This window comes from Priestia sp. VA7, from assembly GCF_055710015.1.
In genome coordinates this window covers 776,695-788,755 of record NZ_JBVQPN010000004.1, presented here as the reverse complement: position 1 = coordinate 788,755, position 12,061 = coordinate 776,695, and the positions used below count along the sequence as shown (strand labels likewise).

The window sequence follows — 12,061 nt, the reverse complement described above, 5'->3', positions numbered from 1 at the left end:
TTCATGAAACAGAAAAAGTCTACCTCTTTTGACTGGGAAGAGGTAGACTTTTTCTGTTTTTAAGCTGTATATGATATACAACCTTAGTTAACATAATCACTCTTTCCGGAACACACATCAAAAAAGAACCCTTGCGGCAGTAGGGGGACTGACCCCTAATAGTGAGACAAATAAAAAACACCTTTAAGTTAAAAAACGGGTATATACTACCTAACAATCACTTGGAGGTGTTTTTTTCATGGGGACAAGAGTTAGTTATCCAGCAGAGATAAAGATAAAAGCTATTGAGATGAGATTAGCTGGTATACCTGTCAAAGAAGTGCTTTCCTAATTAAATATTCGCAGTTACACCCAATTAAAAAGGTGGATGAGATGGTATAAAAATGGAGAAATGCATCGATTTGAATAGCCTGTAGGCAAGCAGTATTCATACGGAAAGGGACCTAGATTTAAAGACGAAATGTCCAAATTGAAAGCAGAAAACCGGTATTTAACACAACAGATTGAGATCTTAAAAAAGTACAAGGAATTGGAGAGGAAGTGGTCCCAGCAATCGTAGTGAACGTAAATGGGGAAATCATTGCATATCCGATTGGTGATCACCAAAATGTAGAATTTGTCTTAGATACGTTAAGCCAACTTCCTTTTTTACCTAAAGGATGTATGTTGCATAGTGACCAAGGATCTGTGTACACATCGCATCTCTATCAACAAAAAATTAAAGAAAGAGGCATTACTATGAGTATGTCCCGTAAAGGGACACCCGCAGATAATGCCTCCATTGAATCGTTTCATTCCTCGCTAAAGTCTGAAACGTTCTACCTCGACGAAACAATTTGTACCAGCTAGCGATAAATCTAAAATAGGAGATATAATAAAGTAAAGAGGCTATGTATGTAGGAGGCATATTGATGATACAACAAAACAAAAGACCGAACTTTAAGGTTTCACACGTTCTCCGGCTTATCTTAAATACAGCATTGATTTTACTAGCTGTTACTTTATCCGTTTTGCTTGGTAAGGAAATTTTCCATTTCATTCATTTCTCTATTTTTAATCGAGGAATTGAGACTCACTACAAAATTCTTGAAAGTATCTTAGTTTTCTTTTTGTATTTTGAATTCATTGCAATGATCGTAAAATATTTTCAGGAGAATTATCACTTTCCTCTACGCTACTTTCTTTATATTGGCATTACTGCATTGATACGTCTGGTTATTGTAGAGCACGATAACCCAGTTAATACACTTTTGCACACTTGCGCTATTCTTGTGTTAACTATCAGTTACGCCATTATAAAGTTTTCATCAAAACAAAAAGAAAAACTATAATTGCGCCTTTTAAAAATAGGATATCTTTTTTTGCATTTTTGTGAAAAATACCAGTACAAAGGCTTTCAAGGGAATCTATGCGCTATAGATTTATATACATAATTCACTTCCGAAAATTTATCTTATGTAAACTAATAAAGCTGGAAAACAAAACCTCACCCTTGAATCATGAAAGAAAGATTTAACACACTATATATTATTAAAGTTTCACTGTTTACACTTTCTGACGAGAAATGCTGCATTTTTCACATAGAAAGAACAAAAAACTGTGACGCTTTTTTATTCTTTCTATGTGAAAAACACCTCTACGTGATTACCAGATAATCACGTAGAGGTGTTTTTAATTATTTTATTAAAACCGTTGTATTCGCCGGAATCACAAGCTGATTTTTGACTTTCTTAGCACCTTTTTCACTAGCAAAAATCAATTTACCTTTTGCTGCTACAGATACTTTTACCGGTTGATTTGAAATATTATGATACACGCTAATCGATTTGCCTTTATACGTGCGGCTATAGGCAACGACTTCTTTACTGTCTACTGAAATAGATTGAAGCGTTCCTTTTACTAACTCTTCGTGCTGCTGACGCACGCGAATCATTTCACGGTAATGATTTAACAAAGAGTCCTTTTGTTTTGTTTGTGCTTCTACAGACACGCCGTTGCCGCCTTTGTTATATACAGGTGTTTCCCAGCTGGTTTGTCCAAGTCCGTTTCCTTCGTACCAGCGGAACGGTTCACGGATTAACTCATCAGGCTTTTCACCGGTCATGCCAATTTCTTCACCGTAATAAATATACGGGTTGCCAGGAAGCGTAAGTAAGATAGAGGCAGCTGACTTTGCTTTATTCACATCGCCGCTTAGCTCACTCATGACGCGATTTTGGTCATGGTTGGTTAAGAAAATACCGTCAATTTTATTTGGATTGTATGATTTGAACAGTTCATCCGTTGCCGCTGCTGCAGTCGCGATTCCTTGATCATTTCCTGATTTTACAGAGTTTACAATCTTTCCTGCTAAATCAAAGTTAAATAAAGAATCAAGCGATTGATAGTAAGGAGCTACTACTTCCGGTTGATCCCATACTTCACCCGTTAGATATACGTTAGGGTTTTCCTTTTTCATTGCATCTCTAAATTCATTCCACCACAGGAGATTTTTCTTAGCGCCTTCAGGTGTTTGGCCTTTAAAAATATGAAGCGCAGCATCTAGACGGAACCCATCAACTCCTTGCTTTAGCCAAAACTTTCCTACGTTAATCATTTCTTTTCTTACTTCAGGATTATCGTAATTTAAGTCCGGCATTCCTTCCCAAAACGTTCCGTAAAAATACTCTCCGTTTGGAGCTTTATGCCATACTTGCTGTCCCCAAGATCCTTTTTCATTCAAGTCGGTATTTTTATCAGCCCAGATATAGTAATCTCTGTACTTGCTGTTTTTATCTTTTAATGCAGCTTGAAACCAAGGGTGTTCACTGCTCGTATGATTCACAACGAGGTCCATAATGACTTTTACATCTCGTTTATCTGCTTCTTTCATCAGTTTGCGAAAATCTTGCAGATTTCCATACTGCGGATCAATATTATAATAGTCCGTTACATCATATTTATGATAGCTGGGAGAAGGGTTGACCGGCATCATCCAAATCCCGTTTACTTGAAGATCATTCTTTGTATGAGAATTGCCATCATTTAAATAATCCAACTTTTGTGTAAGACCTTTTAAATCACCATGTCCATCTTTATTTGCATCGTAAAAAGAGTTTACATACACCTCATAAAATACACCGTTTTTATCTGCTGTTGGAGATTTACCTTTATGTACGGTTTCGGCGTGAACGCCTGTTGATAAGCTAGCAGCCAGCGGCAGTGTTAGAGCTAAAGCTGTCCATTTTTTTCCTTTCATCGTTTCATCCCCTTTTTTTGCAATCGTTTGCATAAATTTGACTACAATTGAAATATAGCACCTCGTTGAAAGCGATTACAACGAAAATTTTATTTTGATTATTTTGAACTAGTAATTATTCTGACAACCTAGTTATTTACTGTGTCCAATGGCATTAAGCGGCTGCATTATATTAAGGCTATAGATAGAAAACACCAATAAAATAAGGGAGTATTATCCAAGTAAAAATAATGACTATGTCAAATATTCTGACAATGTTGTTGTTCAATTCATCATCTCGTGCTAAAATCCAAATATAACTGAAAAACGGTACTTTAGTTCCGTAAAACGGAACTTCAAGTATTGATGCAGATAATATAGCTTGGATTTTCCTTACTATCTGCAAATGATTACGCTTACATTAAAGGGTTTAAGGGGGAAGAACGCATTGAGTAAAGTGGATTTAAACTGTGATTTAGGGGAAAGCTTTGGTGCTTATCGCATTGGCAATGATGAAGCAATTTTAGAGTATGTGACGTCTGTAAACGTAGCCTGTGGATTTCATGCAGGGGATCCGAGCGTCATGAGAAAAACGGTAAAATTAGCTACTGAAAAACAGGTGCAAATTGGTGCTCATCCTGGTTTGCAGGACCTTATCGGTTTCGGACGAAGAAATATGAATATTTCACCTCAGGAAGCCTACGATATCATAGTCTATCAAATTGGTGCATTAAACGGTTTTTTGCAAGCGGAAGGGGTATTGATGCAGCATGTAAAGCCTCATGGTGCACTATATAACATGGCTGCTAAAAATAAAGCCTTGTCTGAAGCAATAGCAAAAGCTGTTTATAACGTAAATCCTGAGCTGATTTTATTTGGGTTATCTGGAAGTGAGCTGATTCAAGCAGGTAACAAAATTGGTTTAAAAACGGCTAACGAAGTATTTGCAGACCGTACCTATCAGTTAGACGGTTCTCTCACTGCTCGTACAGAACCAAATGCTTTAATTGAAAATGACGACGAAGCTGTTTCTCAAGTTATTACAATGGTGAAAGAAGGGAAGGTAAAATCTCAGCAAGGTAAGGATGTAGAATTGCAGGCAGATACGATTTGCATCCATGGAGACGGAGCTCACGCACTTGAATTTGCCCGTCATGTCAACCGTTCTTTACGAGCATCAGAAGTGGTAGTTAAGGCTATTTCACAATAAAAACTACATACAATCAGGAGGAAGATGATATTGGAGCCAATAAAAAAATCAACACCTCAACAAAAGCTTTCGGCTGCGCCTAAAGTAAACTGGACGTTAATGCTTGGAGCCGCTTTTTTAATGGCCACATCGGCTATTGGACCAGGCTTTTTAACTCAAACTACCGTATTCACACAAAATTTAGCGGCAAGCTTCGGATTCGTTATTTTAATTTCAATTATTCTTGATATCTTTGCTCAAACCAACGTATGGAGAATTATTGCCGTTTCTGAAAAACGCGGACAAGAAATCGCCAACATGGTATTTCCCGGATTAGGATACGTGCTCGCTATTTTAATTGTAATTGGAGGACTTGCATTTAATATTGGAAATATTGCCGGTGCCGGTCTTGGATTAAATGCGATTACGGGTATTTCTCCAACAGCCGGAGCTGCAATTAGTGCAGTTATTGCCGTGCTAATCTTTGTTGTAAAGGAAGCTGGAAAAGCAATGGATCGCTTCACGCAAATTGCTGGTTTTGTCATGATTGGGCTGATGCTATATGTAGCAGCTACCACTTCACCTCCCGTTGGAGAAGCTGTCGTGAAATCTATTAAACCTGATCAAATCGATATCATTGCAATCGTTACGCTTGTTGGAGGAACTGTCGGTGGATACATTACCTTTGCCGGCGGACATCGTCTTCTAGATGCTGGGGTAAAAGGCATTGATTCTTTACCTCAAGTAACCAAAAGTTCTGTAACAGGCATTCTCATTACTTCCGTTATGCGAATCGCTTTGTTTTTAGCTGTACTTGGCGTTGTGTCTAAAGGATTACAAATTGACCCAGCCAATCCTCCAGCATCCGTGTTTCAGCTTGCAGCAGGAAACGTCGGTTATAAAATCTTTGGTATTGTTATGTGGTCTGCCGCTATTACGTCTGTAGTGGGAGCTGCTTATACATCTGTTTCGTTTATTCAAACGTTTAGTGAAAAAATTAATAAAAACTCAAATTGGATTATTATTGGATTTATTATTATTTCAACTCTGTCGTTTGTCTTAATTGGAAAACCTGTAAAAGTTCTTCTTTTAGTTGGAGCAATCAATGGATTAATTCTGCCGATCGCTCTTGGGACGTTACTGGTTGCTGCATACAAAAAAAGCATCGTTGGCGAGTATAAACATCCTTTATGGCTTACCATTTCTGGTGTACTTGTCGTTATTGTAATGGCTTTAATGGGCGGCTATACGTTAATGGATCAACTTCCTCAATTATTTAAATAAAACAATGTGCCCGCACGTAAGTTGCGTGTGGGCAATGATAGGAGAGAGAAATATGACAACCCTTTCACAACTAACTCCAGCTGAACTTCGTCAGCAAATCCGTAACAATCAGCTTATTCAACCAACAGCAGGCATGGCAAACGGCTATGCTCAAGCTAATTTAGCTATTTTACCAAAGCAACAAGCCTTTGACTTTCTATTATTCTGTCAGCGTAACCCTAAATCGTGTCCGATCTTAGATGTCACAGACGCTGGATCTCCGGTGCCAAAGTTTGCTGCTCCATCGGGAGATATTCGTACAGACATTCCCAAGTATCGAATCTATGAAAATGGGGAACTAGTAAAAGAAGTAACCGATATCACAGATTACTGGACAGAAGACATGGTAGCTTTTCTTATCGGCTGCAGCTTTACATTTGAACACGCGCTTTTAAACAACGACATACGTGTTCGTCACATTGAAGAAAATTGTAATGTCCCTATGTATAAAACAAATATTTCATGCGCTGAAGCGGGAATATTCCACGGATCGACGGTAGTTAGTATGCGTCCAATTCCTCAGCAAGACGTAGTGCGGGCAGCCCAAGTAACTTCACGTTTTCCAGCTGTGCACGGGGGGCCTGTTCACATTGGAGATCCCGCTGCGATAGGCATTGAAGACCTTCACTCTCCGGATTTTGGCGATGCTGTTTCGATTAAGGAAGGGGAAGTGCCCGTATTTTGGGCTTGTGGTGTAACCCCTCAAGCAGTAGCAATGGAAACAAAACCTTCTATTATGATTACACATGCTCCGGGGCATATGTTTATTACAGATATTCGAGATGAAAAACTAGGTGTTTTATAAAAGAAAGAGGTGTAGATATGAATCAAACTGTAACAAAAGCATCGGCTGTTATTTCTCCGCTTGGCGACTCAGCGCTTGTAATAACGTTTGGAGATAGTATTCAGTACGACATTCACAAACAAATTAAAACGTGTAAAGATTCGATCGAATTAAACCCTTTCCCTGGGTTTGTTGAATGCGTGCCGGCATTTACAAATCTTACAATTTTTTACAACCCTCCTGAAGTTGTAGCGGCCGTGGGAAAAAAGCAGAAGAAGGAGTTTGTTTCTCCTTTTAAAGTAGTATCTTCTATCATTCAAAGTAAACTAGAAAACGAACAGACAGAAAAAGAGTTAAACCATCGTACGGTTTCTATTCCAGTTTGCTACGGAGGAGAGTATGGACCTGATCTTGAATATGTCGCTCGTCATCATAACATAACACCTGAAGAGGTAATTAGTATTCATTCTGAAGGCGAATATTTAGCGTACATGATTGGATTTGCTCCTGGATTTCCGTTTCTCGGAGGATTATCTGAGAAAATCGCTACGCCTCGCCGGCCATCTCCTCGCACCTCTATTCCTGCCGGTTCGGTTGGTATTGCAGGAATGCAAACAGGGGTGTACCCTATTTCCACTCCCGGAGGATGGCAATTAATTGGTCAAACGCCTATTAAACTGTTTTTGCCGGAGCAAAATCCGCCAAGTTTGCTTCAAGCAGGAGATATCGTGAAATTCAAACCTATCTCTAAAGAAGAGTATCAAGAACTACAGGCAAAGGAGGGTGAAAAATGAGTATAAGAGTTAATAAAGCCGGGTTATTAACGAGCATTCAAGATTTAGGAAGAAGAGGATTTCAGCAGCACGGTGTGATTGTAAGCGGAGCAATGGACTCTTATTCCCTCCGAATTGCTAATTTATTAGTTGGTAACGATGAAAAAGAAGCGGGACTTGAGGTTACGCTGATGGGGCCTACCCTTGAAATAGAAAGTGATTGTCTAGTAGCAATCACGGGAGGAGATTTAACTCCTTCGGTCAATGGAAAGCCAGTCCCGATGTGGAAACCTTTATTTATTCCAAAAGGAAGCACTTTATCATTTGGACCTTGCAAAACCGGTTGTCGTTCCTATCTATCTGTAGCCGGAGGATTTGCTATTGATGAAGTGTTAAATAGTAAAAGCACGTATTTGAGAGGCGAAATTGGGGGCTACAAAGGAAGAGCATTACAAACAGACGATGTTTTACCGCTGTCAGCTCCTGCTGCTTCGAAGCCTACTTTTCTTTCCAATGAACTGATAAACGGAGTATATACTTCTTCATGGTCTGTAAATTATAAAGAATTTGTTCATTTTACAAAGAAACCAAGTGTCCGTGTTATGAATGGCAGTCAATTTGATTTATTTACAGCTGAAAGTAAAAGTCATTTTATGAAAGAGCCCTTTAAAGTATCGAATCAATCAGATCGAATGGGCTATCGAATGGATGGACCTTCTCTTCAGCTTCAAGAAAAAAAAGAGCTATTGTCTGAAGCCGTCTCACAAGGTTCTGTTCAAGTCCCGCCAGATGGAAATCCTATTATCCTGTTAGCAGACCGTCAAACCACGGGGGGATACCCTAAAATCGCTCAAGTCATCACAGCGGATTTACCGCTTTTAGCTCAAATAAAGCCCGGGGAATCCATTTACTTTTCTCACATTTTGCTTCATGAAGCAGAAAAAATCTATTTAGAAAAAGAACAGCTGCTTCAAGAATTGAAGATTGCTATTAACCTTGCGTCAACTAAATAACACAAAACGGGAGTGACTAAAAATGATAAACGTACGTGAATTGCAAGAAGTTGTTTCATTAATGAATGAATCTGGTATTCAAAAGCTCCATATTGAACATGAAGGGACGAAAGTTGTCATTGATAAAGCGGGAATTCCTTTAGAAGGCACAGCTGTTACAGAAGTAAAAACGGAGGAAGTGAAAGCCGCTGCCGCTGAGCAAGCGCCTCAAGATTCTATGTATGTAAACTCACCAGAAAACAATGAAAAGCAAATTTTATCACCAATGGTGGGAACGTTTTACGCCAAGCCAGAAGCAGACGCCGATCCCTTTGTTCAAGTAGGACAAACAGTTGAACGTAAAGATGTTGTGTGTGTGATTGAAGCGATGAAGCTGTTTAACGAAGTAGATGCAGGAATAGAAGGAGAAGTACTTGAAATTCTTGTGAAAGACGGAGATGTTGTTGAGTTTGGTCAGCCTCTATTTACTGTAAAAACATACTAAAGTATACATACTGTCAGGAGGAGTCATTATGTTTAAAAAGGTCTTAATCGCAAACCGCGGAGAGATTGCAGTTCGTATCATTCGAGCTTGTAAAGAGATGGGAATAGCAACCGTAGCGGTTTATTCAGAAGCAGACAAAGATGCACTTCACGTGAAGCTAGCAGATGAGTCATTTTGTATTGGTAAAACGTCTTCTAAAGAAAGCTACTTAAATATTCGTAATCTGCTTACCGTAGCGCAAGTAACCAAGGCAGACGCTGTTCATCCCGGCTATGGATTTCTAGCTGAAAATGCTGATTTTGCTGAGATGTGTGAATCCTATGACATTACCTTTATTGGTCCAAAAGCAGAAGCCATCCGTAAAATGGGAGCAAAAGCTGTAGCAAGAGAAACAATGAAACAAGCAGGCGTGCCTATTGTACCTGGCACAGAAGGACTGATTGAAGATAGCAGCACCGCTATTCCAGTAGCAAGAGAAATAGGCTATCCAATCATTGTAAAAGCTACAGCGGGCGGCGGCGGAAAAGGAATGCGGCTGGCTCATAGCGAAGAGGAGCTAGAAAAAGCGATTCGTCAAGCTCAGCATGAAGCAGAAACAGCCTTTGGAAACGGCGGCGTATATCTTGAAAAGTACCTAGAAGAGCCAAAACACATCGAAATTCAAATCATTGCTGATGAAGAAGGGAATGTGGTTCATTTAGGTGAACGAGATTGTTCGATTCAACGCCGTCATCAAAAATTGGTAGAAGAAGCTCCGTCTCCTGCGGTAGATGAAAACCTTCGTGCGAAAATGGGCAAGGCGGCAGTCTCGGCAGCTAAAGCAGTCGATTATACAGGTGTGGGAACGGTGGAGTTTCTATTAGATAAGCACGGACATTTTTACTTTATGGAAATGAACACACGGATTCAAGTTGAACACCCTGTTACAGAACTTGTAACAAACATCGACTTAATTAAAGAACAAATTTCGGTCGCAGCAGGCTACCCGCTATCATTTGCTCAGAGAGATGTTCAGTTAAAAGGATGGGCAATTGAGTGCCGGATCAATGCAGAAAATCCAGCTAAAAACTTTATGCCTTCTCCTGGAAAAGTCGAGATGTATTTACCTCCTGGCGGATACGGCGTTCGTGTAGACAGCGCGGTTTACCCAGGCTATGAAATTTCCCCATTTTATGATTCAATGGTGGCAAAATTAATTGTAACGGGTAAAGATCGAAATGAAGCGATTCAACGGATGAAACGCGCGCTCGAAGAATTTATTATTATAGGTATTCATACAACCATTCCTTTTCATTTAGAATTACTGAACCATCCTTCTTTTAAAGAAGGGGATTTTACAACCAAATTTCTAGAAAGTAATCCTATTTCCATTAAAGAACTAGAAATGGTGTAAGAAAGGAAAGTGCTCTTATAAGGGAGTGCTTTCCTTTTTTTCTTCATGTATAATAAAAAGAACATATGATTAGCTAGTAAGCTATACGTCTATCAAATATATGTATTGGCACAAATAAGGGAGAAGGTTTTATGCAAGCTAACAATAAAACAGTCGTTAAATCTATGCAGATTCTCACACTTTTTATCAAGCACCCTAAGCTGACCTTCACAGAAATGATGGAATATTCAGGCGTTCCGAAAACTTCTTTGCACCGGATGGTTGGTTCGCTTGAAGAGATGGGATTTTTAACAAAAGACGCGCAAGGATACTATTCACTAGGACTTTTATTCTTGCAATTTGGTCAGCTAGTGGCTAATCGTTTAGATATTAGAAGTGTGGCGAAGCCCGTAATGGAAACGCTCCGAGATGAAGTAGAAGAAGCGGTTAATTTAATTGTACGAGATGGGAATGAAGCTATGTATATTGAAAAAGTAGATACGCTTCATCCGGTGCGTCTCTATACATCAATTGGAAGGCGTTCACCTCTTTATGCAGGAGCTTGTTCACGCATTATCTTGGCGCATTTACCCGAAAAAGAACAAGAGGAATATATTATTCAAACGGAGCTAGCTCCAATAGGTATTGGAACCATTACAGATCAAAAGAAGCTAAGAAATGTATTAAAAGAAGCAAAAGAAAAAGGGTATACCATTAGCACCTCTGAATTAGAGAACTTTACAACATCTGTAAGCGCGCCGATTGTAAATCATCAAAATGAAGTGGTTGCAGGCATTAGCGTAGCGGGAATTGAAGCGAGATTTCAAGGAGAACGACTGCCGTTCATTATTCAAAAAGTAACAGAAGCGGCGAGTCTAATTTCTGAAAAACTCGGTTATCAAGGATCATTAAAATAGCATACATAGAAAAATGGAGGTAGACCATTGAAACGATTAGAAGGAAAAACAGTCGCACTTGTAGGTCAGCGTAAAGTAGAAGAAATCAGTAAAATTGTTAAAAATCTTGGCGGAACCCCGCTTGTACGACCTGCGCAAGGAACCATTCTTTTAGATGACACACACTTAGAGGCAGATATTAAAGAACTGGTAAAAGGAAATTATGATTGGTTTATTTTCACGACAGGAGTCGGTACAGAAATTCTTTATAAAACGGCAGATAAGCTAGGGCTGGCCGACGAATTCCTTTCTTCTTTACAAGCAGCTAATATTGCTGCACGCGGGTATAAAACCGTAAATATGTTAAAAAAGCTAGGCGTTACTCCAACCGTTCGAGATGATGATGGAAGTACCGCAGGACTCGTCAGAGCGCTTCATTCGTTTTCTTTTGGAGAAAAGCATGTAGCGCTTCAGCTTCACGGAGATCCTGCACCAAAATTGATTGACTTTCTTTCGAATCAAAAAGCCCAATTTAAAGAGATTTTACCGTATCAGCATATTCCTCCAAAAGCAGAAGTCATGGAACAGCTTATAAACGAACTAATAAGCGGGAAAATCGATGCAGTTAATTTCACAAGTGCTCCCCAAGCCCGATTTTTATTTTCGTTTGCGAGAGAATATGGGCAAGCTGATCGAATTCGAGAACTCTTCGAAAGCTCTGTAGTAGCTGTGGCCGTTGGGAAAGTAACCGCTGCTGCTTTAAAAGAAGAAGGAGTAGATCGTATTGTTATTCCTGATCAAGAGCGAATGGGAAGCGCAATTGTAGCTTTAGAACACTATTATCAGCAGCGTGAGTAACAAAAAACCTTCTCGCCTCACAGCGAGAAGGTTTTTTGTATGACTTCATTCATATCTTGTCGAATATTGTTTTGAAATTGCCTATTGCCCTCTTTTTGAACTTCTTCAAATATCGAATAGAAATAAATTTATTATTATTCCAGGAAATCATT

At 39.3% G+C, this 12,061-nt stretch carries 11 protein-coding genes and 1 pseudogene; 11 read left to right on the top strand and 1 reads right to left on the bottom strand.

Going from position 1 to position 12,061, the window contains the following annotated elements:
- Positions 1-238: 238 nt before the first annotated feature.
- Positions 239-828 (top strand): annotated as a pseudogene (locus AC0C45_RS21845) (helix-turn-helix domain-containing protein); the annotation flags it as partial.
- Between the two features lie 83 nt (positions 829-911).
- Positions 912-1,331, top strand: a complete 420-nt coding sequence (psiE, locus tag AC0C45_RS21840; protein WP_016764251.1) for a phosphate-starvation-inducible protein PsiE — start codon at positions 912-914, stop codon at positions 1,329-1,331.
- 344 nt (positions 1,332-1,675) lie between these two features.
- Here psiE and AC0C45_RS21835 read toward each other — a convergent pair whose 3' ends face one another.
- Positions 1,676-3,271 carry an alpha-amylase family glycosyl hydrolase gene (locus tag AC0C45_RS21835; RefSeq protein ID WP_047933255.1) on the bottom strand — a complete coding sequence of 532 codons (1,596 nt, stop codon included), beginning with the start codon at positions 3,269-3,271 and terminating at the stop codon, positions 1,676-1,678.
- Positions 3,272-3,665: 394 nt separating this feature from the next.
- Between AC0C45_RS21835 and pxpA the strand changes: the two genes are divergently transcribed.
- From pxpA to AC0C45_RS21790, 9 genes are all read left to right on the top strand, one after another.
- The gene (pxpA, locus tag AC0C45_RS21830; protein ID WP_047933253.1) at positions 3,666-4,427 is read left to right on the top strand and encodes a 5-oxoprolinase subunit PxpA; all 762 of its coding nucleotides are present in this window, start codon (positions 3,666-3,668) and stop codon (positions 4,425-4,427) included.
- Between the two features lie 99 nt (positions 4,428-4,526).
- Positions 4,527-5,690, top strand: a complete 1,164-nt coding sequence (locus AC0C45_RS21825; protein WP_472928803.1) for an NRAMP family divalent metal transporter — start codon at positions 4,527-4,529, stop codon at positions 5,688-5,690.
- Between the two features lie 52 nt (positions 5,691-5,742).
- The gene (locus tag AC0C45_RS21820) at positions 5,743-6,534 is read left to right on the top strand and encodes a putative hydro-lyase (protein ID WP_047933250.1); all 792 of its coding nucleotides are present in this window, start codon (positions 5,743-5,745) and stop codon (positions 6,532-6,534) included.
- A gap of 17 nt (positions 6,535-6,551) precedes the next feature.
- The gene (gene pxpB / locus AC0C45_RS21815) at positions 6,552-7,307 is read left to right on the top strand and encodes a 5-oxoprolinase subunit PxpB (RefSeq protein WP_047933248.1); all 756 of its coding nucleotides are present in this window, start codon (positions 6,552-6,554) and stop codon (positions 7,305-7,307) included.
- Positions 7,304-8,299: a 5-oxoprolinase subunit C family protein gene (locus tag AC0C45_RS21810; protein WP_047933246.1), complete on the top strand. Its 996-nt coding sequence runs from the start codon at positions 7,304-7,306 to the stop codon at positions 8,297-8,299. The genes pxpB and AC0C45_RS21810 overlap by 4 nt, the downstream gene beginning before the upstream one ends.
- Positions 8,300-8,321: 22 nt before the next feature.
- Positions 8,322-8,783: an acetyl-CoA carboxylase biotin carboxyl carrier protein gene (accB, locus tag AC0C45_RS21805; RefSeq protein ID WP_171777211.1), complete on the top strand. Its 462-nt coding sequence runs from the start codon at positions 8,322-8,324 to the stop codon at positions 8,781-8,783.
- A 28-nt stretch (positions 8,784-8,811) separates the two neighbouring features.
- The gene (gene accC / locus AC0C45_RS21800; protein ID WP_034651859.1) at positions 8,812-10,176 is read left to right on the top strand and encodes an acetyl-CoA carboxylase biotin carboxylase subunit; all 1,365 of its coding nucleotides are present in this window, start codon (positions 8,812-8,814) and stop codon (positions 10,174-10,176) included.
- Between the two features lie 131 nt (positions 10,177-10,307).
- On the top strand, positions 10,308-11,072 hold the full coding sequence (locus tag AC0C45_RS21795) for an IclR family transcriptional regulator (RefSeq protein ID WP_016764243.1): 765 nt from the start codon (positions 10,308-10,310) through the stop codon (positions 11,070-11,072).
- Between the two features lie 27 nt (positions 11,073-11,099).
- Positions 11,100-11,909 (top strand): uroporphyrinogen-III synthase, encoded by an 810-nt coding sequence (locus AC0C45_RS21790; protein ID WP_237894084.1) that lies wholly within the window; start codon positions 11,100-11,102, stop codon positions 11,907-11,909.
- Positions 11,910-12,061: the final 152 nt, after the last annotated feature.